The sequence below is a fragment of the Pantoea sp. SYBGC1 genome, from assembly GCF_057197005.1.
In genome coordinates this window covers 38,402-61,744 of the sequence record NZ_JBXUNM010000007.1, presented here as the reverse complement: position 1 = coordinate 61,744, position 23,343 = coordinate 38,402, and the positions used below count along the sequence as shown (strand labels likewise).

The window sequence follows — 23,343 nt, the reverse complement described above, 5'->3', positions numbered from 1 at the left end:
CATAACCGTAGGGGGCGCATTCATGCGCCCCTGGCCGCAACAACCGCGAATCGAATATCCGCATACGAAACGGGCGCCATTAATGGCGCCCCTGTGAACAACCGCGAACCGAATACCCGCACACGAAACGGGCGCCATTAATGGCGCCCCTACGATCATTCGTAGGGGGCGCATTCATGCGCCCCTGGCCGCAACAACCGCGAATCGAATATCCGCGTATGAAACGGGCGCATTCATGCGCTCCTGGCCGCAACAACCGCGAACCGAATACCCGCATACGAAACGGGCGCCATTAATGGCGCCCTGTGAACAACTGCGAACCGAATACCCGCACACGAAACGGGCGCCATTAATGGCGCCCCTACGATCATTCGTAGGGGGCGCAGAGAGAAACGGAAATACCTGCACTCGCGGCTCACAAAACAAAAAGCCCCGCCGGGGCGGGGCTTTTCATTTGAAAAGTCGAAACTGACCGATAAGCCGGGTTCTGTCTTGGACAGTCATTCATCTAGGCCAGCAATCGCTCACTGGCTCAAGCAGCCTACCCGGGTTCAGTACGGGCCGTACCATGTGAACCCCTATTTGGCCTTGCTCCGGGTGGAGTTTACCGTGCCACGAACTGTTGCCAGCCGCGCGGTGCGCTCTTACCGCACCCTTTCACCCTTACCTGATCCCGTTTCCGGGCCATCGGCGGTTTGCTCTCTGTTGCACTGGTCGTAGGCTTGCGCCCCCCAGGCGTTACCTGGCACCCTGCCCTGTGGAGCCCGGACTTTCCTCCCCTCTGCCTGTCTCCCCCGAAAGGGACGACGACAAAGCGGCGACTGTCTGGTCAGCTTCGGCGCAGGATGATAGGCGATCTGACCACGTTTGTCACTCTTCTTGCTGCGCCAGCGCATATTTATACAGCGCATTTTTTTTCACGCCGTGGATCTCCGCGGTCAGCGCAGCGGCTTTTTTCAGCGGCAGCTCCGCCTGCAGCAGCGCCAGCGTACGCAACGCCTCGGCTGGCAGCGCCTCCTCATCTGCCTTGTGTCCCTCAACAATCAGCACCATCTCGCCCTTGCGCCGGTTCTCATCTTCACGCACCCAGGCAAGCAGCTCTCCCACCGGTGCGCCATAGATCGACTCCCAGGTTTTGGTCAGCTCGCGCGCCAGTACCACATAGCGCGCGGCGCCCCATACGGCTGCCATATCCTGCAGCGTATCCAGCAGGCGGTGGGTTGACTCATAGAACACCAGCGTACGCGGCTCTTCGCTCAGCGCGCGCAGTGCATCGCAGCGCCCTTTGCTTTTCGCCGGCAGAAACCCCTCGTAACAGAATCGATCGGACGGTAATCCCGCCGCGCTTAATGCTGCAATGGCTGCACAGGCACCCGGCAGCGGCACAACGCGCACGCCCGCCTCGCGGCAGCGACGCACCAGATGGTAGCCCGGATCGTTGATCAGCGGCGTGCCGGCATCGGAGACCAGAGCGATACTCTGCCCCTCCTGCAGCTTCGCCAGCAGCACATCCGCTTTCTGCTGTTCGTTATGATCGTGAAGTGCGAACAGTCGCGCATTGATGGCGAAATGTTGTAGCAACAGCCCGGTATGACGTGTATCTTCCGCTGCAACGAGATCGACGCTCGCCAGCACCGTCAGCGCACGCTGTGTGATATCACCCAGGTTACCGATCGGGGTAGGAACGATATAGAGCGTACTGGCAGAAATCTCTGCCCGATCGAGTTGTTTCATTGTCTCATCCGAATTGCCGATTTAATATTGAGCATCAAGAAAAAAACATCACTGGATACAGTATGCTTCCTTCAAAAGTCGTACGTCGTAAAGCAGGACGCTTTGTACCTGTTCTTCTCGCCGGGCTGATTCTGGCCGCCTGTAGCGGCCAGGGTCCGCAGCAAACCTCTAACGTCAATATTCAGGGGCCCGCAACCGGACGCTCTGACTATTATCTGCAGCAGGCACAGCAAAGCAGCGATGATAGCAAGACCGACTGGCAATTACTTGCCATCCGTGCCCTGTTGAAGGAAGGAAAGTATCCTCAGGCACAGACGCAGCTTGGCCAGCTGCCGCAGCAGCTCTCTGATGTACAGCAGCAGGAGCTGCAGCTGCTGCGCGCGCAGCTGCAGATTGCGCAGCAGAATTACAGCGGCGCTCAGCAGCAGCTCAGCCCGATCAAGGCAGCCGATCTCTCTTCCGATCAGCAGGTACGCTACTACGCGCTGCAGATCGCCGCGGCGCAGAACCGGCCATCGCTGGCGCTGCTGCGCGCCTATATCGCGCAGGAGCCGCTCTTAAAAGGTGACGAGCACCAGAGTAACATCGACGCGACCTGGCAGGCGCTGACCCAGCTGACGCAGGAGCAGCTTAACAGCGTTGTCATCAATGCCGATGAAAACACGCTGCAGGGCTGGCTCGATCTGCTCAATACCTGGCACGCTAACAGCCAGGATCCGCAGATGCTGAAGGCGGCCATTAGCGACTGGCAGACGCGCTACCCGCAAAACCCGGCGGCGAAAACGCTGCCAGCACAGCTCAGCCAGGTCAAAAACTTCAGCCAGGCTTCCACCAGCACCATCGCCCTGCTGCTGCCGCTGAACGGTCAGGCGCAGGTATTTGCGGGTGCGATTCAGAAAGGCTTCAACGATGCAAAAAATGGCGTGCTGAGCGCGGCTGCCCCGGCACAGAGCAGCGCGCCGGAAAGCGCCACTGCTCAGCCTGCGCCGGACGCAGCAGCGGATAGCGGAGCGGCCAACAGCGTAGTCAGCCCGGCGGCCGCCAGCATGCCTGCGCAGGAGAGCGCGCAGCAGCCTGCTGCACCAGCCTCTCAGTCAGCCGCCAGCAGCGCACAGATTAAAGTGTACGATACCAGCAGCCAGCCGATCGCTCAGGTCATGCAGCAGGCGCAGCAGGATGGCGCCACGCTGGTCGTTGGCCCGCTGCTGAAAAATCATGTGGAAGAAGTGGCAAACAGCCAGACCCCGCTCAACGTACTGGCGTTAAACGAGCCGGAACAGATCCAGAACCATCCGAATATCTGCTATTTTGCGCTTTCTCCTGAAGACGAAGCGCGTGATGCGGCGCACCATATCTATGAGCAGGGCAAGCGCCAGCCGCTGCTGCTGCTGCCGCGCAGCAGCTATGGCGACCGGGTCGGAAAAGCGTTTGCAGAAGAGTGGCAGCAGCTGGGTGGCACCACAGTGCTGCAGCAGCGCTTTGGTGGCGTGGCCGAGCTGAAACAGGGCATTAACAGCGGAGCCGGTATTGCGCTGAGCGGCACGCCGCTGACGGTACAAATGGAGCAGCCGCAAAGCGTGGCCATCGCAGGCCTGACGATCCCGGCACCGCAGAGTAGCGCTCCGGCACCGGCGGCTGACAGCAGTGGCGGTAGTGTGGACGCCGTTTACATCGTCGCCAGCCAGAATGAGCTGCAGCTGATCAAACCGATGATCGCCATGCGCACCAGCAGCCGCAACAGCACGGCGCTTTATGCCAGCTCGCGCAGCGCGCAGGCAGGTGCCGGTCCCGATTTCCGGCTGGAGATGGAAGGCCTGCAGTACAGCGATATTCCGCTGCTCTCTGGCGCTAATCCTGGCCTGATGCAGCAGGCTGCAAAGACGTTTAACAACGACTATTCGCTGGTGCGCCTCTACGCAATGGGCATTGATGCCTGGACGCTGGCAACGCAGTTTAACCAGATGCGGCAGGTAGCGGGCTTTGCCATTGATGGCAATACCGGTAAGCTGAGCGCCGACACGGATTGTGTTATCAACAGGAAGCTGGCATGGAACCAGTATCGCCAGGGACAGGTCGTTCCGGTACAGTAAACCGCCAGCGGATCGGCGCGGAGCATGAGCAGCAGGCGCGTCACTATCTGGAGCGCGCCGGGCTGAAGTGGGTCGCCAGTAACGTCCGCTTTCGCGGAGGTGAACTTGACCTGATTATGCGCGACGCCGACTGCTGGGTATTTGTGGAAGTGCGCTACCGGCGCGATGCCCGCTACGGCGGAGCAGCCGCCAGCGTGACGCGTCAGAAACAGCAGAAGCTGCTGCGGGCAGCGGCGCTCTGGCTGCTGACGCGCGGCGGCAGTTTTGAGACGGTCAATTGCCGTTTTGACATCATTGCCATTACCGGGCGCGAACTGACGTGGCTGCCCGCTGCTTTTAATGCCGATGAATAGAACCAGGTGGTCTTGTGCAGGACAGAATTAAAGCGTGTTTTACTGAAAGTATTCAGACGCAGATTGCCGCAGCCGAAGCGCTGCCGGATGCGATCTCCCGTGCCGCGATGACGCTGGTGCAGTCGCTGCTGAATGGTCATAAAATTCTCAGCTGCGGTAACGGTGCCTCAGCGGCCAATGCGCAACACTTTGCGGCCAGCATGATTAACCGGTTTGAAACCGAGCGTCCCAGCCTGCCGGCGCTGGCGCTGAGCGCAGATAACGTTATGCTCACCGCCATCGGCAACGATCGGCTGCATGATGAGATCTACGCCAAACAGGTACGGGCGCTGGGTCAGGCGGGTGATGTGCTGCTGGCGATATCAACCCGGGGTAATACCCGTGACATCATCAAAGCGGTTGAGGCGGCAGTGACGCGCGATATGACCATTGTCGCGCTGACCGGACACGACGGCGGCGAGCTGGCTGGCCTGCTCGGCCCGCATGACGTGGAAATCCGCATTCCCTCTCATCACAGTGCGCGCATTCAGGAGATGCATATGCTGACGCTGAACTGCCTGTGCGACTTGATCGATAACACTCTCTTTCCCCACCAGGAATGACTGAAGGAGCTCACATGAAAGCATTGAACGCTATCGCCCTGCTGTTAACCGCCATGCTGCTGCAGGGCTGTGTGGCAGTGGTTGCCGGCGGAGCCGCCGTTGCCACCAAAACCGCCACTGACCCGCGCACCGTGGGTACGCAGGTTGATGACGGCACGCTGGAGCTGCGCGTCTCTAACGCGCTGGCAAAAGATGAACAGATTAAGAAGCAGGCGCGGGTCATTGTTACCGCTTATCAGGGCAAAGTGCTGCTGACCGGCCAGGCACCGTCCGCCGATCTCGCCAGCCGAGCCAAACAGATCGCTATGGGCGTCGACGGCGCAACAGAGGTCTACAATGAGATCCGCACCGGAGAGAAGGTCAGCCTTGGCACCTCTTCTTCCGATACCTGGATCACGACCAAGATCCGTTCGCAGCTGCTGGGCAGCGATCAGGTCAAATCGTCTAACGTGAAAGTGACAACGGAAAACGGAGAAGTCTTCCTGCTGGGACTGGTCACGCAGGAAGAAGCCACGGCGGCGGCAGACGTTGCCAGCCGGGTCAGCGGCGTGAAGCACGTAACAACCGCCTTTACCATTCTGAAATAATCTTCATTCTTACTGTGAGGGCGGCGCTGGCCGCCCTTTTTTATGCCGGTAAATCGATCACCAGCGCACGCAGCGGCGTCTCTGCCTGCAGGATAAGCTGCTGCTCATCACGAATAAATGCACCGTCGCCGCACTGCAGCCGCTGCTGATTCGCGCTGCTGCTGCGCACATCCAGCGTGCCGTGAATCGACTGCAGATACGCGCGCGCGCCGCGCAGCTGCACAATCTGCTCCTCTCCCGGCGCTAACGTCACCTGATACACTCTCGCATCCTGCCGCAGCTGCAAACTCTGGTCTGCCCCATCAGGCGAAGCCAGCAGCAGCGGCGATGCGCCATTGAGCGTCATCCGCTGCTGCAGCGGGTTTTCCCGTTCCGGACAGGCGCTCAGCCAGAGCTGCAGGCGCGTCAGCGGCCGATCTTTGCTGAGGTTTATCTCGCTGTAGCTTACGCCCTGCCGCGCAGACAGCAGCATCGCCTCACCTGCCCGTATGGTCAGCCGCTGTCCCTCGCTGTCGCGATACTCCGCCTCACCCTGCAGCACCAGATTTAACACATCAACCTGCGGATAGGTGCGGGGCTGAAAAGCGGCACCCGGCGCCAGCACCTCCTGGTTCAGCACGCGCAGCGCGGCGTATCCCATCAGTTTGGGATCAAAATAGTGGCCAAAAGAGAAGCTATAGCGCGCCTGCAACCAGCCAAAATCAGCCTGGCCACATGCGGACGCGCAGCGGGTTGTCATCATGCTCTACCTCCGGTGCACTGCAGAAGAGGCTCACTGCAGGCTTAATCGGTTTATGGTAAAAGGCTGGACGGCGGAATGTTAGCCAGTTAATCTGCCTGGCATATTCAAATTTACTGACAGAGAATCAGTATGGCTAAAGAGCGTGCATTAACGTTAGAAGCGTTACGGGTGATGGATGCGATCGATCGGCGTGGCAGCTTTGCCGCCGCAGCAGATGAGCTGGGTCGCGTTCCCTCTGCGCTGAGCTATACCATGCAGAAGCTGGAAGAGGAGCTGGATGTGGTGCTGTTTGACCGCTCCGGTCATCGCACCAAATTCACTAACGTGGGCCGGATGCTGCTGGAGCGCGGTCGCGTCCTGCTGGAGGCCGCAGATAAGCTGACCACCGACGCAGAAGCGCTGGCGCGCGGCTGGGAAACGCAGCTGACTATCGTAGCAGAGGCCCTCATCCCCACCGACCTGCTGTTTCCGCTGGTCAGCAAGCTGTCAGAAAAAGCCAATACGCAGATATCTCTGATCACTGAAGTGCTGGCGGGCGCGTGGGAACGTCTGGAGCAGGGCCGGGCGGATATCGTCATCGCACCTGACCTGCACTTCCGCGCCTCCAGCGAGATCAACACCCGCAAGCTCTACACCATTATGAGCGTCTATGTCGCCAGTCCTGACCACCCTATTCATCAGGAGGCAGAGCCGCTTTCGGAAGTCACGCGTGTGAAATATCGCGGCATTGCCGTCGCTGACACGGCGCGTGAACGTCCGGTGCTGACGGTACAGCTGCTGGATAAGCAGCAGCGTCTTACGGTCAGCAGCATGGATGACAAACGGCGGGCGCTGCTGGCGGGACTGGGCGTTGCCACCATGCCTTATCCGATGGTAGAGAAAGATATTGCCGAGGGCCGGCTGCGCGTGGTCAGCGCTGAGTATACGCGGGAAGTGGATATTATTATGGCCTGGCGTCGCGACAGCATGGGTGAAGCCAAAGCCTGGTGCCTGCGTGAAATCCCGAAGCTGCTGGCTAAGCGCAATCAGGCCTAGTCAGGGGCGGCTCAGGCACTCTATCGCCACGGTTTTAAAATGGTCGAAGTCACGGCACTCCCGCAGGCGCGGCATGGCACGTTCGCGCAAAAAGGTGACAAACAGATCGTAGAGCGCCATCGCCTCTTCATATTCACGTTTGCTGATGGCCAGCAGAAAGATCACACAGGCGGTCTCATCCCCCCAGCTGACGCCATGCGGCGCAATCACGGTATAGACCGCGGTTTTCTGCGCCAGCAGGCCGAGCGCGTGCGGCAACGCAATGCCATCTCCGAGCAGCGTGCTGACAATCGCTTCACGCTCAACCACGGACGGGTAAAAGTCTGCTGCAACAAAGCCCTGCTCCTGCAGGCGATCGCACAGCAGCTGAAAGAGCGCCTGCTGCGTCAGCGGCTGATCCAGCACCATAAAATGCTGCGCGGAGAAATATTTTTCCAGCATCCACGGCCGGGTGCGATCCACCAGCACCAGTTTGCCAAGCTGCTCCAGCTGAAAGCCGGTCGGAAAGGGTGACATCACCACCACCGGCCGGTTCTTTTCATGCAGCCGCACCGTAGAGATAACAAAATCTTCTTCAATCCGCTCGCGCAGCGCGTAGTCGCGCTGTGTCAGCCGGGCAGTGACCACCAGCTGCGGATATTTGCGCAGCAGCAGCGCCTCAATCATCCGCAGCGTTGAGGTTCCGCTATCGCACACCAGCAGTACGCGCGGATGGCGCTGATAGCCGACGTCATAGTGCCGCTCCAGCCCAACGCCAATATGGAGCACCAGAAAACCAATCTCATTTTCGCTCAGCGTATAAGGGGTATATTTGCTCCAGCTGCTGACGGCAGCCAGCGTCACATCCCACGCCAGCGGATAGTGCTGTTTGATGTTGCTCAGCAGCGGATTGGGAATATGGATCTGATAGCGCACCCGGGTGATCATCGATTTGATATGGGTAAGCAGATCGGCACGCAGCTGCTCATCGTGCTGCAGCTGGTAGGCATAATGCGTATTGATATAACTCAGCAGCCAGCTCACCAGCGCGTCAGCGTCATCTGCATTGATGGTGCTTGGCTCCAGCGCCTGGATCTGGCGCGCGGCGATATTGACGCGCAGCCAGTTCTCCTCCGCCCGCGATAAGGTTTTGCCGGTAAGCGGTTGCAGCTGATGCACCAGCGCGTGCGCCGCCTCACGCACCTCTTCGCCCACCTCTTCTGCGCCCGGATCGCTGAGCGGAAAGCCTTCGCTGATGCGGCGTACCGCCACCGCGCAGTAGATCAGCAGGTAGCGCTCGCCCTCATCGCTGAGACGGATAGCGTAACGGCTGAGGCAGTGCTGCAGCAGCGGCTGCAGCTGCGTCAGCATATCACTGCGCAGTACTTCAATACTCAGCAGCGGACTGTCGGGCGTCTCCTGATCGATCTGCCACAGCAGATCGGTAAGGCAGGTGCGGATAGCCGTCTCGCTGCCAAACAGCTTCATGCCGTAGCGCGGTTTAGTTTCGATATGCAGATGATAGCGACCCAGCCACTCCCGCACCTCCGCCATATACCCCTGCAGCGTGGCGCGACTGACAAACCACTCTTCTGAGAGATCTTCCAGCCGCAGTGACCAGGCCGCGGTAAGAAAGCGGCTGAGCAGATAGCGAACCCGCTCCTGCGAGGTGCGCGGCACCCGCAGCGGCGCGCTGCTTTGCTGCTGCAGCGAATCAAAGCGTGCCGCGTCGGCCACCTGCAGCTGATAGCCGGCGCCGCGCGCCAGCACAAACTGTGCGCCGTGCTGCTCCAGCAGCGCGTTCAGCGCCGCAATGTCGGTGCGCACCGTGCGCGTAGAGACCGAGAAACGCCGTGCCAGCTCATCCTGCGGCAGCGTTTCATGCTGCAGTGCGGCAAACAGCTGCGCCAGACGCTGATTAGGAAATCTCACAAAGCCTCACCCGTAACGAAGTTATTGCAGCAGTGCCTTGCACGTTGCCAGAAGCTGGCGCACATCGTCAATGCGCGTCTCGCCGCTTGCGCTGTCGATAATTGAGCTGTAAACGTGCGGGATCACTTTACTGACGCCCGCCTCCAGCGCAATCTGCACGATCTCCGCAAAATTATGCAGATCGATACCGCCGGTGGGCTCCAGCCAGAAATCGCGCCGGGCGCACGCCTCTGCGACCGCGCGATACTCCGCCACCGCGCTCAGACCGCCCATTGGAAAATATTTTACCGAGCTGCCGCCCATGTCCTGCAGCATGGCGATGGCGCTGTCGATCGGCACAATCGCTTCCGCTGCCTGTGAGCTTAGCGGACCGGTTGAGATCTTCACTTTCCCTGGCGTCCCGCTGGGGGAAACCAGACCATTTACCACCGTCTGCGACTGCCCGAGCAGTGCGCGGCTGGTCGCGACTCCGGTAAACACCTGATTGACATGCTGCGGCTGCAGCACCGCTGCCAGTTCGCTCACCATAGCAGACTGACGCGGATCGCCAGCCCCCAGACCGATAGAGAGCGCGTTATCAATCAGCGCGGCGTAATCGCGCATGTCAGCCAGCGCCGCGTCGTGGCTGGCGTAATTTTTTGACAGCACGCCAACCAGAACATGTCCTTCTGCCGCCAGCCAGATGTCGCGTGCGTTCTGCTTTGTGCCCGCCAGTACGTTGAGACAGAGACGATCCTGATAAAAACCGGGGGTCAGCTTCATGCGTTGTTCCTTTCTGCCAGCAGCGCGTCAATACGGCTGAAGATAGTCTGCAGCTGCGCGGCAGTGACGCTGCGCACGTCGGCTTCGATAATGCTTTCATTCGCCTTATAGCCGCGAAAATAGATAGCGATGTCGCCGCTTTTCAGCGCCTGGACAAGATCGCCGGTGGCCCAGCCGGTCAGCGCTTCATCGAAATGAACTTCTGTACGCGCAATGTCGCGCCCGGCGCTGTCCCACACCACCCGCGCGGTGACGCCCGGCAGCTGGTTAAGCTGGTCGATAAATGGCGTCATGTGCTGAACCATCTCGCTGCCGCTGGTTTTTGGCTGCGACAGGTAGCGCTCAATAGCCTGCGTCAGGCCCAGGATCCCCTCTTTGCCCACTTTCATTGCACGACCGATGCCGTTGCTCTGCCGTTTTACCCATTCGACATAGCGGCTGCGCCCTACCACCAGTCCGCTGGAGGGCCCCTCTATCGCCTTGGCCCCGCTGTAGATCACCAGATCGGCTCCCATCTGGTAGTAGCAGCGCAGATCTTCTTCTGCCGCCGCATCCACAATCAGCGGGATGCCATGCTGCTGCGCGACTTCTGCCGCCTGCGCCACGCTGAGGTGGCTTTTTTGCACGCAGTGGTGCGACTTTACGTAGAGCAGCGCTGCCGTCGCCGGCGTGATCGCCGCTGCCAGCTGCGCGGCGGAACACTCGTTGCTGTAGCCCGCTTCCACCAGCCGGCCACCGCCCAGCGCGACCATGGTGCCGACCGGCGCGCCGTAGTTCACGTTGTGCCCTTTAGGCACGACGATCTCATGGGGAACCGTGAGCGGCGCCGCGTGCAGGTTATCCAGCAGCCAGGCGTTATCTTTCACAATGACCCCGGCCACACACTGAGCGATGCCCGCCGAGGCGCAGGAGACCACGACGGCGCTTTCTGCCTGCAGCAGTCCGGCAATGTAGTCACCGGTATGGTTGACCAGATCTTTCATTTCAAAGTAGTGGTTCAGGCCATAGCTGACGCTTTCCACCACCTCCGGTGCCGGCGTCGAGACGCCCAGAATAGTCATACGGCCTGATGCGTTAATCACCTGTTTCAGGTGATATTTTTCATAAACTGAAGACATGATGACGCTTTCCCTCTTCGGTCAGATGCCACTGGCCTGCCACTGTCACAGCCACCGGCAAAAAATGGTGCTCTCCCGCCACCTGTTCGCCTTCTGCATCGGTAAACGGACGGGTCTCCTGATTCACACTGAAAATAGTCAGATCGGCATCGCTGCCCGGCGTCAGATCGCCTTTGCCGCTGAGGCGCAGCGCCGCCGCTGCCTGGGTTGTCACGCAGGCGATCACCTGCGGCAGCGTCATGCCCAGCGCAAGGAACTTAGACATCACGTGCGCGAGGCTGTGTACCGGTCCGTGCAGGCGATTGCGACAGTAGATATCGGAGCTGATGGTATCGGGCAGAATGCCGCGGGCGATCGCCTGCCGCGCCACCGCAAAGCTGAAGCTGGCGCTGCCGTGCCCGATATCGAGCGTGACACCGCGCGCCAGCGCCTGACTGACCGCCGCCTTCAGCTCACCCTGCGCGGAGAGAATGCGGTTAGGTTTGCCGTTAAAGCAGTGGGTTATGATATCGCCGGCGGTCAGCCGCTCAGCGATCTCCTCCAGCACCGGCGGATCGTTACCGATATGTACCATCAGCGGCAGATCGCCGGCAGCGTGCTGGATCGCTTTGGCGCGGATCAGCGGTGCAATGCCGTTTTCCCCGACCACGCTGCTGCTCATGCGCGCTTTCAGACCGACAATGAAACCGGGATGGCGCGTGACCGCCTGCACCACCGCCGCTTCATCAATCTGTCGCATATCCGCCAGTTCGTTCTGGGTGACGATCCCGGTGCGGGCAACGTTGATCAGCGCCCTGACGTCGGTGGCGGCGTGGCGCGTCAGCTGCCGGAAGTCATCAATCTGGTCGGCGCCGGTGCTGCCGGCATCCACCACGGTGGTGACGCCCTGCGCAACGCCGACAGCGTCCGCTTCATCGTGGTAGACCGGCGATTTTGCATAGCAGTGCACGTGGCTGTCTATCCAGCCTGCGCTGACGTACCAGCGCCCGGCCAGATCGCGCTCCTGCTGCGCGGTGCCGGTGACGTTGCCGACGACGGCGATTTTGCCGTCGCGAAGGGCGATATCCACCAGCTGCTCGTCGCACAGGCGTGCGCGGCGCAGAATCAGATCAAACATGGTTACTCCTTACTGCGTTTGCGGCCAGGGGCGCATGAATGCGCCTCCTACATCTTTACTGTAGGGGCGCCATTCATGGCGCCCGCCCTGTTACAGCGAAATCGGGAACATCGCGCCCAGCACCATGGCGCCAAGAATTGCGCCGCCGGTAATCGGCTTGTTCCACAGGTAGAACAGCAGGGCGCCAGCGAGCGAGCCCAGGCCAATCGGAATAGAGGCTGCCATCGCCGACAGAATAATCAGCGGACCGAGAAAGCGTCCTGAGGCGTTGCCTGCGCCCATCATCACATCGGCGCCATAGGTGGAATCGCTCTGGTTGATGGTAAATTTGCGCGCCAGAATAATGACGTAACCAATCGCCACCCCGATCACCAGACCGGTTACCAGCGAAGCCGCAAAGTTCGCGACCGGAAAGACAATGCCTGCCCCCAGCAGCAGCGCCGGCACGCCCAGCCCGACGCCGGTCTGGATCGCACCGCCGATATCCAGAATACCCACCAGCGAGCCTTCAATAATGCGGGCAAACAGAAAGCTGGCGCCAAACGCGGCGACCGCGCCATAGACGCCGGTCTCCATGCCGGCGCGTAGCATCGATACAAACGCCACTTCGTTAAAGGCGCCGATACCGTAGAGGTAGTACATGTGCGTACCGGCAAATACGCCGGATGAGAGCAGACCGACAAAAATCGGAAAGGACCAGTCGGCATACCAGAAGCCGCGATTTTCATGTTCGTTCATGGATGGCTCCTTATTTGCCGCTCAGGCTGTTGTGGATCATGTCAAGCCAGCCAGGGACGCCGAGCTGGAAAGATTGCAGCAGTTTCATATCGAACCCGCGGAAGAAGCCGCTCAGTACAAACAGCAGCACAATCGCCGCCATCATGACTTTCGTCACCCGGTTCCAGCCGCTCTCCTCTACCCCTTTCCCAATCAGGATCCCCAGCACCAGCCCCGGTACGGCATTACCCATAATCAGCTGCGCCAGGCCGCCAAAGATGGTGGCCCAGAAGCCCGATTTTTTGCCGGCGTCGATGGCTGCCAGCCAGAAAATGACCGGCATGACGGTGTTTACCAGCAGGTTAGCCGCCGGCACCAGCACCTTGACTGCCGTCACCTGCAGCGCAGCCGGCACGGCTGAGGCGGTGCTGTTCAGAAAAGCCACGACGATCATGCCGATGATGCCGCACGCTATCGCCATACGCTTCGGGTTATGCAGCGTCTCTGCCACATTGCGATTTTTGACCATCAGCGCCGCAGCACCCCAGTTCGGCAGAATGCGGTGATCCACATCCTGCGTGAAGGAGCCAGCCGCCACAGAGGATGCCCAGGCGTTGAAAAAGAAGCCGAGACCAAAAGAGAAATGGGAAGCGGGATCGCCTTCGCACGAGTTAAGCTCGCCCAGAGTACGAAATGCACCCATGCCCTGCGTGACCGGTGCGTGGAACATGCGCGCCGCGCCGGCTCCCACCCCGACGCCGACCAGCCCGCCGATAATTAACGACTTAAACAAAATGATGAGGAACATAGTGTTGTACCCTTTATTGTCATTGTTGCGCCGGGCAAGCCTGCTCTCCTGGCGGGATAACGACCAGACCAGCGCGTTCAGGGTGTCGCCGTAAATGTCACGCTTTCCATATCGATAACGGTGACGCTGACGCTGATTTCCAGTTCAACGCTGTAGTGATGCCGCTCGCGCGCCAGGAAAAAAAACAGAAACTTTTCCCGCCGGGTACGCACCCTGGCGTGCAGCACCCGCACATCCAGCGGCTCAATGCGCAGCAGCAGCTTCTGGCTGTTGCGCAATACCTGCTGCTGCACGCTGCTGAGCGCATCGGCAAAGGCTTTTGCTTTGGTATCGCCTTTTCCCTGCACGATAACCTGCGTCTCATAGTGCTGTTTCATACGTCAGCTGCCGTGCTTCTTGTTCCAGGCCTGCACCAGCCGTTCGCCCAGCTCCTCTTTGTCCATAAAACCAAAGCCCAGCACGGTTGCCCCTTCGTTAATCGCCGTTACGCCCTCGTCTACCGAGCGCATGCCATGTTTCGCCCGGTAGCCATATTTGTTCTGCGCGGTGATAGCACCCGCACCACCGCTGCCGCAGAAAGAGATGCCGAAATCAGCGTTTTCCGCTTTCATCACATCACCCAGCTTCATATCGGCTGCCACGCCCGGCACCACCACCGCGCGTCCACCCGCTTTTTCAATGCCGGCAGCCACTTTCTGACCTTTACCCAGACGATCGCCAATCACCACTGTCACCATGTTCACTTCCTCTCTGTTTATGCGTCGTTACTTTTCGCCACTTCAATATGCACCGAGAGCAGCCAGGCCTCTTCCATCGGCAGATTGCCGAACAGATCGACAATCTGTTGCGCCAGCTGCAGGCTGTCAGGCGGAATATCATCAAACAGCTCCGCTTCTACCTCCGGCAGCGCCTCGCCGCTTAGCGAGCGGCTGGCCATCGCCTGAACGTGCGAATTCAGCATCTGCTGCTGCACCGGTGTGGGGCTAATCTGGTGCGCGGTATAGAGGATCGCGATTTGACTTAATATGCGATCCGCCAGCGCCTGAACGGCTTCTGCGTTCAGCGGGACAGCATCACTCCTCACCCTTCTACTCCTGTTTTACGGCAGATAATTCGCGTTAAAAAACAAACTACGCGTTCCGTCCGGCCGTGTGGAGACGCACTTTTTCCGCCCTGAAACGGAAATGTGGCAACGTGCGGTGCGTCAGATCGCAGACAGCACATATCGCGCATGCCGGCGGCTTGCATGCATCAGGCGTGCGGAAAAGTTATATATTTACGGAGGAGCGTGCAGGGAAGGATCGGTAAAGCGGGCCAGCACGCAGGCTGGCCCGGAGTATCAGCGGAATTTCTTATGGTTGGCGTTGCGGATATCTTCCAGTTTTTTCGCTTCGGCTTTTGCCTCATCCAGCTTGCTGGCCTGAGCGAGCTTGTCGACCACGTCAATCTGCGCAATCAGCGCGTCAAGGCCGGCGTGATAATCTTTGATCTGTGCGCTATCCGCCGGCTGCCCTTCCAGCTTGTCCGGCGTTGACTGTTTGGCATCCTGCGCGGCCTGGCGCATTTTACCGAGCGCAGTATGCATCTCCTGCGCGTCATCCGTTTTCTTCACTACGCTCAGGTTCTCTTTCAGCGTATCCATATCCTGTTCAAGATCTGCTGCCAGCACGCTGGCAGAGGAGAGCAGTAACGACAGAGACAACATTGCAATCAAATGCTTACGCATGACGTGTTCCTTTTAATTATTATCGGGCAAAAAAAAGCAGCCTTGCCGGCTGCTTTCTGGAAGCGATGTCGTTATTGTCCGGCGATTTTCATCTCCGGTAGCAGCACCGATCCGCATTGTATATTGCTGCGGGTTTCAATGTCGTTACCGACCGTAACCATATTGCGCCACATCTCTTTAAGGTTTCCTGCAATTGTGACTTCGCTCACAGGATACTGAATTTCGCCGTTTTCAACCCAGAAGCCCGCCGCGCCGCGCGAGTAGTCGCCGGTCATGGCGCTGACGCTCTGGCCCATCAGTTCAGTGACAATCAGGCCGCGTCCCATCTGTTTAACGAGGTCATCAAAGCTGTGGCCCTGACCAGCGATACGCCAGTTATGGATGCCGCCCGCGTGGCCGGTGCTCTGCAGGCCAAGCTTGCGCGCTGAATAGCTGGTCAGCAGCCAGTTCTGCAGCACACCCTCTTTGATAATATCGCGCGCTTCGGTTCGCACGCCTTCACTGTCAAACGGCGTCGAGGCGAGCCCTTTCAGCAGATGCGGCTGCTCCTGAATCGTCAGCCATGAGGGCAGGATCTGCTGGCCCAGCGAGTCGAGCAGAAACGTCGATTTGCGATAGACGCTGCTGCCGCTAATCATACCAACCAGATGACCAAACAATCCGGTGGCGACCTCAGGTGCAAACAGCACCGGTGCTTTCATGGTTGGCAGCTTGCGCGGGGCAAGGCGGGCCAGCACGCGGCGGGCGCACTCGTTACCGACCCACTCTGCGCTCTGCAGATCGTCTATCGAGCGGCCGATGGTGTAGGCGTAGTCACGCTCCATATCGCCATCCTGCTCGGCAATGACACAGCTCGACAGCGAATGGCGGCTGGAGCAGTAGCTCTGCAGCATGCCGTGACTGTTACCAAACACTTTGATGCCAACGTGGCTGTTGAAGCTGCCACCTTCCGTATTGGTGATGCGCTTGTCCGCCTGCAGCGACGCCTGTTCAGCACGCGCGGCCAGCTCGATGGCGCGATCGGCATCGAGCTCCCACGGATGGTAGAGATCAAGATCGGGCGCATCAAACGCCAGCAGTTCACGCTCTGCCGGTGCAGCGTAAGGATCGGGTGAGGTGTAGCGCGCAATGTCGATCGCTGCCTGCACGGTGCTTTTTATGGCATCGGGACTGAGATCGGTCGATGAGGCGCTGCCTTTGCGGTTTTGATGATAGACGGTGATACCAAGCGCACCGTCGCTGTTGAATTCGACGTTTTCCACTTCACCATAGCGCGTGCTGACGCCGATGCCGGTGGTTTTTGTCACCGCAACTTCAGCACCATCGGTGTGGGCTTTAGCGAGTTCCAGCGCCTGGGCGACAGCCTGTTCCAGCGCTTTACGTTGTTCTGCAACCTGAGTAGATACGTTCATCGACCTGCCGTCTAATCTTAAGTATGAATCTGTTGAGTCTATCAGACTCAGAGAACAATTTCGCAGTCGCCCGATAAACTGGTAGGATTAGCCTCTTTTTTTAAGGAGCCAAGAGATGACCAGGCAGCCCGAAGACTGGCTCGACGATGTACCGGATAATCAGGAAGAAGAAGATGAAGAGATTATCTGGGTCAGCAAAAGTGAAATTAAACGTGACGCCGAAGAGCTGAAACGCCTCGGTGCCGAGCTGGTTGATCTGGGGAAAAACTCCCTGGATAAGATCCCGCTCGATGAGGATCTGCGCAACGCGATTGAGCTGGCGCAGCGTATTAAGAAAGAGGGTCGCCGTCGCCAGCTGCAGCTGATTGGTAAAATGCTGCGCCAGCGCGATGAAGATCCGATCCGTCAGGCGCTGGATAAGCTAAAAAACCGTCACAACCAGCAGGTGGCGCTGTTCCACAAGCTGGAGCATCTGCGCGATCGCCTGATCGATCAGGGTGACGACGCGATGACCGAGGTGATCACGCTCTATCCGCAGGCCGATCGGCAGCAGCTGCGCAGTATGATCCGCAACGCGCAGAAAGAGAAGGCGGCGAATAAAACGCCAAAAGCAGCCCGGCAGATCTTCCAGTATCTGCGCGAGCTGGCTGAAGCGTAAGAGGCGGCCTGCCGGCCGCACTCTCTCCGGAGGCGTCCTGCAGGACGCCACGGCCTTAGCGTCCCAGTCGCTCCAGCAGTTTCTGATGGATCCCGCCAAAACCGCCGTTGCTCATCACCAGAATTGAGTCGCCTGGCTGCGCCTCTTTCACAATCATTTCCGTCAGCGTATCGACGTCCGCACTCCACTGCGCAGGCGGAATACAGGCGTCTGCCACGTCGGAGACCTGCCACGGAATATGGTGCGGCTGGAGCAGAAAGACCTTGTCTGCCCGGCCCAGCGACGGCGCCAGATCGTTTTTACTGACGCCCATTTTCATGGTGTTGGAGCGGGGCTCCAGTACCGCGAGGATGCGCGCCCTGCCGCCCACTTTACTGCGCAGCGCCGCCAGCGTGGCGTGTATCGCCGTCGGGTGGTGGGCAAAATCGTCATAGACCTTGATACCGTTGACCTCACCGCGCAGCTCCAGGCGGCGGCGCGCATTGATAAAGCTGCTGAGCGCCTCGCCCGCATCTGCCGGTTTGACACCCACGTGACGCGCGGCGGCAATCGCCATCAGGCCGTTATGCATATTGTGTTCGCCGACCAGTCCCCAGTTCACCTCGGCCACTTTCTCCCCCTCCAGCCAGACTTCCCAGCGGGCGGCGTCTGGCGTCAGCTTTTTCGCCTGCCAGTGGCCATGTTCGCCTGTGGTCTCCTGCTCGCTCCAGCAGCCCATCGCCATCACCTGCTTCAGGTTATGATCGTGTTCCGGCAGCAGGATTTTGCCCTGACCGGGTATGATGCGGATCAGATGATGAAACTGCTTCTGGATAGCGCGCAGGTCGTCGAAGATATCTGCGTGATCAAACTCAAGGTTATTGAGGATCAGCGTACGCGGGCAGTAGTGCACAAATTTGGAGCGCTTGTCGAAGAAGGCGCTGTCATACTCATCCGCTTCAATGACAAAGAATGGGCTTTTTCCTAATTTTGCCGAGACGTCGAAGTTACCCGGCACGCCACCGATAATAAAGCCTGGTTCGAGGCCGCACGCCTCAAGGATCCACGCTGCCATGCCGGCCGTGGTGGTTTTACCGTGCGTTCCGGCTACGGCCAGCACCCAGCGATCGCGCAGTACAAAATCGTGCAGCCACTGCGGCCCGGAGAGGTAGGGAATGTTGCGCTCCAGCACGGCTTCAACACAGGGATTACCGCGCGTCATGGCGTTACCGATAATCACCAGGTCTGGCGCCGGATCGAGCTGCGACGCCTCGTAACCCTCAGTTAATTCAATGCCTTGCTGCTCAAGCAGCGTACTCATCGGCGGGTAAACATTTGCGTCCGAGCCGGTTACCTGATGTCCCAGCGAACGCGCCAGCATAGCCAGGCCGCCCATAAAAGTGCCACAAATGCCGAGGATGTGAATGCGCATAAATAGATCCATTAACTGAAAGTTCGGCGCACAGTGTAACCCCGAGTCTGAAGGGAAGAAACGGATTAGGACTATGGTTTTTAAAGTTCAATCGGCTAAACTGCGTACGCATACGTTGGCAGTTTGTTACAGCTGCTGCCACTCCATCGTAGATTCAGGGAATGTGTTATGAAAACGTTAGGCGAATTCATCGTCGAGAAGCAACACGACTTTCCTCACGCCACAGGTGAACTGACGGCGCTGATTTCCTCCATCAAGCTGGGCGCTAAAATCATTCACCGCGATATCAATAAAGCGGGTCTGGTGGATATTCTGGGTGCCAGCGGCGTGGAAAACGTGCAGGGCGAACAGCAGATGAAGCTGGACCTCTTCGCGAATGAAAAACTGAAAGCTGCCCTGAAAGCGCGTGGTGTGGTTGCCGGCATCGCCTCTGAAGAAGAGGATGAGTTTGTTATCTTTGAAGGCTCAGAAGATGGCAAATATGTGGTACTGATGGATCCGCTGGATGGCTCATCCAACATCGACGTAAACGTTTCTGTCGGCACCATTTTCTCTATCTATCACCGCATCAGTGAACCCGGTACGCCGATCACGGAAGCGGACTTTATGCAGCCGGGGAATCAGCAGGTGGCTGCAGGTTATGTGGTATATGGCTCCTCAACCATGATGGTCTATACCACCGGCGTCGGCGTGCACGCCTTTACCTATGACCCGTCGCTCGGCGTTTTCTGCCTGAGTCACGAGCGCATGACCTATCCGGCAAAGGGCTACACCTACTCCATTAACGAAGGTAACTACATTCGCTTCCCGCAGGGCGTGAAGAAATACCTGAAGTTTTGCCAGGAAGAGGATATCGACACGCATCGTCCTTATACCTCGCGCTATATCGGTTCGCTGGTGGCAGACTTCCACCGTAACCTGCTGAAAGGCGGCATCTACCTCTACCCAAGCACCGCCAGCCATCCCAACGGCAAGCTGCGCCTGCTGTATGAGTGCAACCCGATGGCGTTTCTCGCCGAGCAGGCGGGCGGTAAAGCCAGCGACGGTAAAAACCGTATCCTTGACCTGCAGCCTGAAACGCTGCACCAGCGCTGCCCGTTCTTCTGTGGTAACGAAGCGATGGTCGATGATGTTGAGCGCTTTATCCGCGAATACCCGGATAACCACGGCGCCTGAGCCGTGCCGGACCATAAAAAAACCCGCCGCTGAGCGGGTTTTTTATGGTTTGCGCTTACGCCGCAGCGATGCGGAACTGCGCCATTGAGGCCTGCAGCTGCTGCGATTGCGCTTCCAGCAGGCGGGTGGCGGCTCCCGCCTGCTCCACCAGCGCCGCGTTCTGCTGCGCCGCTTCATCCATCTGCGTTACCGCCATATTGACCTGCTCAATACCGCGACTCTGCTCGTCAGATGCACCGGAGATCTCTTTCATCAGTGTCGTTACGCGCATCACTTCACCGGCGATCTCATCCATGGTCGCCCCCGCGCGCGTCGCCATTTCACTGCCCTCTTTCACTCGCGTCTGCGACTCGCTGATCAATGTCCGGATCTCTTTCGCCGCGCTGGCGCTGCGTCCTGCCAGCGTACGTACTTCATTCGCCACTACGGCAAAGCCCCGGCCCTGCTCGCCAGCGCGCGCCGCTTCTACCGAGGCGTTAAGCGCCAGAATATTAGTCTGAAAGGCAATACCGTCAATCACGCTGAGGATATCCGCGATGCGGTTGGAACTCTGCGTGATCTCCTGCATCTTCTCCATGACGTAGCAGACCACTTCGGCACCGCGGCCGGCGGTGTCAGAGACGCTGCTGGCGAGCTGATTTGCCTGCTGCGCATTAACGGCGTTGAGCCGCACGGTGGCGGTGAGCTGTTCCATGCTGGCAGCAGTCTGCTCCAGTGAGGCGGCAGACTCCTCGGTACGCTGTGAGAGATGCACCGTACCGGCCGTCAGTTCGCGGCTGCCGGTATCGATCTGCAGGCTCGCTTCGCGCACCTGACTCACCGAGTGGCGCAGCGCGCGCTGCATAGCGGCCAGCGCCTGATTCAGACGGCCAATCTCATTGTGCCCGGCAGCCGGCAGCGGCTGCGAGAGATCGCCTGCTGCCACCTGCTCCAGATGCCGGACGGCGCTCTCCAGCGGACGCAGCAGCGCCTGACGCAGCAGCAGCCAGGCCAGGCCGGTCAGCAGCAGGGTGAGCGCCACCGCAATGCCGATCAGGATTTTCATCTGCCACTCATTATGCGCCGCCTGCGCCAGCCGTGCGGCAGAGACCTCATCGGCATAGAGGCTGAATGCGTTAACCGCGCCGGCATAGCGGGTAGCAAGCTGCGATACATTGCCCTCCAGTACCTGGTAATATTCATCGGTATACTGCTTTTCCAGCGCGGCCATCATCGGCGCAACCGCACCCTGCTGATACGCTTTATAGGCGGCGGCGATCGCCTCCGCCAGCGTTTTGCCGTGAGCCGTCACCGTGCCGGCGTCGATAAACGCCTGCAGATGCCGTTGCGAGCTGGCGACGTCCGCGGCGGCCTGCTTCGTGACGGCCGTCCCCTCATCCAGCAGACCAATCTCAATTTTACGCACCGCCAGCGCGGCGCTGGCGCGTGCGCGCATCAGGTCGGCGTTGCTCTGATAAAGGCTGTTCAGTTCAATTCCCTGAATACGATTGATGGCATTAAGCGACTGATTACCGGCATTGATGGCGTAAATGCCCATGCCGCTGACGGCCAGCAGCAGCAGCGTCATGCAGATAAGCAGCGAAAGTAAGGCAGTGCGAAGCGAGAGCTGAGCAATCATGATAATTCCCGTATGCGGTAAAAAAGGGAGAATCCAGTGACCCTAAACGAAGAAATTATCGGCTGTGACGTGCGGAAACTTTACCGGTGCCTGACGATCGGGCGAATGATGATCGCTCATGCTGTGAATTTTCTTTACTGCAGCAGAGATAATTATGCATAAGCCGGTTGCGCCATTTTTTCTGATGGTTGATAAAGGAAAGCGGACAAACCGTTGCACGGCTCATTGTCAGCCTGCTGATTATTTATGGAGAAATCATGGCCCCCTACGCCTCAACGCTGATCCTTATCTGTCTCGCCATACTGAGTTATTTTGTTCATAACAGCGCTGTGACGATTTCGATTCTGATCCTGCTGGCCATCAAGCTCACGCCGCTGGCGCAGTTTTTTCCTTACGTGGAGAAACAGGGTATTCAGATGGGGATTATTATTCTGACCGTCGCCGTCATGGCCCCGCTGGCGAGCGGCACTCTGCCGGTGAGCGCCCTGCTGAAATCATTTGCCAGCTGGCAGTCCATCGTGGCGATTCTGGTTGGTGTATTTGTTGCGTGGCTCGGCGGGCGCGGCGTCAGCTTTATGAGCATTCAGCCATCGGTGGTTGCCGGGCTGCTGATTGGCACCGTGATTGGCGTGGCGTTCTTTCGCGGCGTGCCGGTAGGGCCGCTGATTGCGGCAGGCATTGTCTCGCTATTTGTGACGGCGAAGTAGCGGGCTTGGAGCATTCCGAAACGCCAAAAAGGGGGCATACTTTCAGAGTCAGTTGGCTATAATAGCCGTCACTCAACATACGACTAATGAAGGAAAGCCAGATGAGTCTGAACCAGGTGCCTGCAGGTAAAGATCTGCCAGAAGATATCTATGTAATTATTGAGATCCCGGCGAATGCCGATCCGATCAAATATGAAGTGGATAAAGAGTCTGGCGCCCTGTTTGTAGACCGCTTTATGTCTACCGCCATGTTCTATCCGTGCAACTACGGCTACATCAACAACACGCTGTCACTGGATGGTGACCCGGTTGACGTGCTGGTGCCAACCCCTTATCCGCTGGTGCCGGGTTCAGTGATCCGCTGCCGTCCGGTTGGCGTTCTGAAGATGACCGATGAGTCTGGCGAAGATGCCAAACTGGTGGCGGTGCCGCATACCAAACTGAGCAAAGAGTACGATCACATTAAAGATGTGAACGACCTGCCAGAGCTGCTGAAAGCGCAGATCACCCACTTCTTTGAGCACTACAAAGATCTGGAAAAAGGCAAATGGGTGAAGGTTGACGGCTGGGATAACGCAGAAGCGGCTAAAGCTGAAATCATCACCTCTTTCGAGCGCGCGCAGCAGAAATAATCTTTGCCGGGCAGACCGGCAGAGATGCGCGTTACCGATAAAAAAACACCGCCTTTACGGCGGTGTTTTTATTTATGCATCTGCAACGTTATCGCGTTGCAGCCAGTCGCCGCTGGCAATGTGCGGTCGCCCCGCGACTGAGCGCTGGTAGACGTACAGCCAGGCGCTGCCGTAAGGCGTCTGAATAAGCTGACGCTTATACTCGCCGTTCTTGCAGCGCAGGGCATCCAGCTCACCGAGCGTGCTGGCATCAATGCGGTATACCTCACCCAGGACGGTTCCGTCGCCCTCCACCACACCCGGGTAAAGCCCCAGATTATAGAGGTCAAACCCCTTAATCTGGTGCTCGCCGAGCCACTGCGCATTGGTCATCCAGTGACTATTTCCCTGCTTGCGCCGTAAACTGCCGTAGACAATTATTCGCATT

Annotated in this window: 25 protein-coding genes and 1 other RNA gene; 9 read left to right on the top strand and 17 right to left on the bottom strand. The window is 58.7% G+C overall.

The features are described from left to right. Positions 1 to 460: 460 nt before the first annotated feature. An RNA gene (gene rnpB, locus AC2CF9_RS12895) (RNase P RNA component class A) lies at positions 461 to 837 on the bottom strand. 33 nt (positions 838 to 870) lie between these two features. Further along, positions 871 to 1,734, bottom strand: a complete 864-nt coding sequence (rsmI, locus tag AC2CF9_RS12890; protein WP_039380525.1) for a 16S rRNA (cytidine(1402)-2'-O)-methyltransferase — start codon at positions 1,732 to 1,734, stop codon at positions 871 to 873. Positions 1,735 to 1,796: 62 nt separating this feature from the next. On the opposite strand from rsmI, the gene AC2CF9_RS12885 reads away from it, so the two are divergent. The 4 genes from AC2CF9_RS12885 to dolP are packed head-to-tail and all read left to right on the top strand — an operon-like array spanning position 1,797 to position 5,366. Then, a complete protein-coding gene (locus AC2CF9_RS12885; RefSeq protein WP_484557176.1) occupies positions 1,797 to 3,824 on the top strand; it encodes a penicillin-binding protein activator in 2,028 nt (675 codons plus the stop codon). Beyond that, positions 3,782 to 4,177 carry a YraN family protein gene (locus AC2CF9_RS12880; protein WP_071669191.1) on the top strand — a complete coding sequence of 132 codons (396 nt, stop codon included), beginning with the start codon at positions 3,782 to 3,784 and terminating at the stop codon, positions 4,175 to 4,177. Before AC2CF9_RS12885 ends, AC2CF9_RS12880 begins: the two co-directional genes overlap by 43 nt. A 14-nt stretch (positions 4,178 to 4,191) precedes the next feature. Further along, the gene (gene diaA / locus AC2CF9_RS12875; RefSeq protein WP_150018071.1) at positions 4,192 to 4,779 is read left to right on the top strand and encodes a DnaA initiator-associating protein DiaA; all 588 of its coding nucleotides are present in this window, start codon (positions 4,192 to 4,194) and stop codon (positions 4,777 to 4,779) included. 14 nt (positions 4,780 to 4,793) lie between these two features. Further along, on the top strand, positions 4,794 to 5,366 hold the full coding sequence (gene dolP, locus AC2CF9_RS12870; RefSeq protein WP_039380536.1) for a division/outer membrane stress-associated lipid-binding lipoprotein: 573 nt from the start codon (positions 4,794 to 4,796) through the stop codon (positions 5,364 to 5,366). A 40-nt stretch (positions 5,367 to 5,406) separates the two neighbouring features. Here the strand turns inward: dolP and AC2CF9_RS12865 are convergent, their stop codons facing one another. Next, on the bottom strand, positions 5,407 to 6,108 hold the full coding sequence (locus AC2CF9_RS12865) for a pirin family protein (RefSeq protein ID WP_484557175.1): 702 nt from the start codon (positions 6,106 to 6,108) through the stop codon (positions 5,407 to 5,409). Between the two features lie 129 nt (positions 6,109 to 6,237). On the opposite strand from AC2CF9_RS12865, the gene AC2CF9_RS12860 reads away from it, so the two are divergent. Then, the gene (locus AC2CF9_RS12860) at positions 6,238 to 7,143 is read left to right on the top strand and encodes a LysR family transcriptional regulator (RefSeq protein ID WP_039380543.1); all 906 of its coding nucleotides are present in this window, start codon (positions 6,238 to 6,240) and stop codon (positions 7,141 to 7,143) included. Here AC2CF9_RS12860 and AC2CF9_RS12855 read toward each other — a convergent pair whose 3' ends face one another. From AC2CF9_RS12855 to pmbA, 11 genes are all read right to left on the bottom strand, one after another. Next, positions 7,144 to 9,054 carry a BglG family transcription antiterminator gene (locus AC2CF9_RS12855; protein WP_484557174.1) on the bottom strand — a complete coding sequence of 637 codons (1,911 nt, stop codon included), beginning with the start codon at positions 9,052 to 9,054 and terminating at the stop codon, positions 7,144 to 7,146. It lies immediately after the preceding gene. Positions 9,055 to 9,075: 21 nt separating this feature from the next. Further along, positions 9,076 to 9,816, bottom strand: coding sequence for a 2-dehydro-3-deoxy-phosphogluconate aldolase (gene dagF / locus AC2CF9_RS12850; RefSeq protein ID WP_484557173.1), 741 nt, complete (start codon positions 9,814 to 9,816; stop codon positions 9,076 to 9,078). Then, complete coding sequence (locus AC2CF9_RS12845) at positions 9,813 to 10,934, bottom strand: DgaE family pyridoxal phosphate-dependent ammonia lyase (protein WP_484557172.1); 1,122 nt, start codon at positions 10,932 to 10,934, stop codon at positions 9,813 to 9,815. Before AC2CF9_RS12845 ends, dagF begins: the two co-directional genes overlap by 4 nt. After that, on the bottom strand, positions 10,918 to 12,051 hold the full coding sequence (locus tag AC2CF9_RS12840) for an amidohydrolase/deacetylase family metallohydrolase (RefSeq protein ID WP_150018076.1): 1,134 nt from the start codon (positions 12,049 to 12,051) through the stop codon (positions 10,918 to 10,920). Before AC2CF9_RS12840 ends, AC2CF9_RS12845 begins: the two co-directional genes overlap by 17 nt. A 90-nt stretch (positions 12,052 to 12,141) precedes the next feature. Then, positions 12,142 to 12,789 (bottom strand): DUF4310 family protein, encoded by a 648-nt coding sequence (locus AC2CF9_RS12835; protein ID WP_039380556.1) that lies wholly within the window; start codon positions 12,787 to 12,789, stop codon positions 12,142 to 12,144. 10 nt (positions 12,790 to 12,799) lie between these two features. Further along, positions 12,800 to 13,576, bottom strand: coding sequence for a DUF4311 domain-containing protein (locus tag AC2CF9_RS12830; RefSeq protein WP_071669187.1), 777 nt, complete (start codon positions 13,574 to 13,576; stop codon positions 12,800 to 12,802). Positions 13,577 to 13,653: 77 nt separating this feature from the next. Further along, positions 13,654 to 13,953, bottom strand: a complete 300-nt coding sequence (locus AC2CF9_RS12825; protein WP_071669186.1) for a DUF4312 family protein — start codon at positions 13,951 to 13,953, stop codon at positions 13,654 to 13,656. Positions 13,954 to 13,956: 3 nt separating this feature from the next. Then, positions 13,957 to 14,313, bottom strand: coding sequence for an SFCGS family glycine-rich protein (locus AC2CF9_RS12820; protein ID WP_039380562.1), 357 nt, complete (start codon positions 14,311 to 14,313; stop codon positions 13,957 to 13,959). A gap of 17 nt (positions 14,314 to 14,330) precedes the next feature. Then, on the bottom strand, positions 14,331 to 14,660 hold the full coding sequence (locus AC2CF9_RS12815; protein ID WP_484557171.1) for a glycine dehydrogenase: 330 nt from the start codon (positions 14,658 to 14,660) through the stop codon (positions 14,331 to 14,333). 255 nt (positions 14,661 to 14,915) lie between these two features. Next, complete coding sequence (gene cybC, locus AC2CF9_RS12810) at positions 14,916 to 15,302, bottom strand: cytochrome b562 (RefSeq protein WP_484557170.1); 387 nt, start codon at positions 15,300 to 15,302, stop codon at positions 14,916 to 14,918. A gap of 71 nt (positions 15,303 to 15,373) precedes the next feature. Beyond that, positions 15,374 to 16,714: a metalloprotease PmbA gene (gene pmbA / locus AC2CF9_RS12805; protein ID WP_484557169.1), complete on the bottom strand. Its 1,341-nt coding sequence runs from the start codon at positions 16,712 to 16,714 to the stop codon at positions 15,374 to 15,376. Positions 16,715 to 16,829: 115 nt separating this feature from the next. Here pmbA and yjgA point away from each other — a divergent pair, with 115 nt between their 5' ends. Then, a complete protein-coding gene (gene yjgA, locus AC2CF9_RS12800; RefSeq protein ID WP_065648113.1) occupies positions 16,830 to 17,372 on the top strand; it encodes a ribosome biogenesis factor YjgA in 543 nt (180 codons plus the stop codon). Between the two features lie 55 nt (positions 17,373 to 17,427). On the opposite strand, the gene mpl is transcribed toward yjgA, so the two are convergent. Then, positions 17,428 to 18,783, bottom strand: coding sequence for a UDP-N-acetylmuramate:L-alanyl-gamma-D-glutamyl-meso-diaminopimelate ligase (mpl, locus tag AC2CF9_RS12795; protein WP_150018079.1), 1,356 nt, complete (start codon positions 18,781 to 18,783; stop codon positions 17,428 to 17,430). A gap of 168 nt (positions 18,784 to 18,951) precedes the next feature. Between mpl and fbp the strand changes: the two genes are divergently transcribed. Continuing rightward, positions 18,952 to 19,959, top strand: coding sequence for a class 1 fructose-bisphosphatase (gene fbp, locus AC2CF9_RS12790; RefSeq protein WP_039380574.1), 1,008 nt, complete (start codon positions 18,952 to 18,954; stop codon positions 19,957 to 19,959). A 55-nt stretch (positions 19,960 to 20,014) separates the two neighbouring features. Here fbp and AC2CF9_RS12785 read toward each other — a convergent pair whose 3' ends face one another. Beyond that, positions 20,015 to 21,574: a methyl-accepting chemotaxis protein gene (locus tag AC2CF9_RS12785; protein ID WP_484557240.1), complete on the bottom strand. Its 1,560-nt coding sequence runs from the start codon at positions 21,572 to 21,574 to the stop codon at positions 20,015 to 20,017. Positions 21,575 to 21,834: 260 nt separating this feature from the next. On the opposite strand from AC2CF9_RS12785, the gene AC2CF9_RS12780 reads away from it, so the two are divergent. Both AC2CF9_RS12780 and ppa read left to right on the top strand, forming a co-directional pair. Continuing rightward, positions 21,835 to 22,284 carry a DUF441 domain-containing protein gene (locus AC2CF9_RS12780; RefSeq protein WP_039380575.1) on the top strand — a complete coding sequence of 150 codons (450 nt, stop codon included), beginning with the start codon at positions 21,835 to 21,837 and terminating at the stop codon, positions 22,282 to 22,284. A gap of 101 nt (positions 22,285 to 22,385) precedes the next feature. After that, the gene (gene ppa / locus AC2CF9_RS12775) at positions 22,386 to 22,916 is read left to right on the top strand and encodes an inorganic diphosphatase (protein ID WP_039380576.1); all 531 of its coding nucleotides are present in this window, start codon (positions 22,386 to 22,388) and stop codon (positions 22,914 to 22,916) included. Positions 22,917 to 22,988: 72 nt separating this feature from the next. On the opposite strand, the gene AC2CF9_RS12770 is transcribed toward ppa, so the two are convergent. Beyond that, a complete protein-coding gene (locus tag AC2CF9_RS12770) occupies positions 22,989 to 23,342 on the bottom strand; it encodes a gamma-glutamylcyclotransferase family protein (protein WP_484557168.1) in 354 nt (117 codons plus the stop codon). Between the last annotated feature and the right edge of the window lies 1 nt (position 23,343).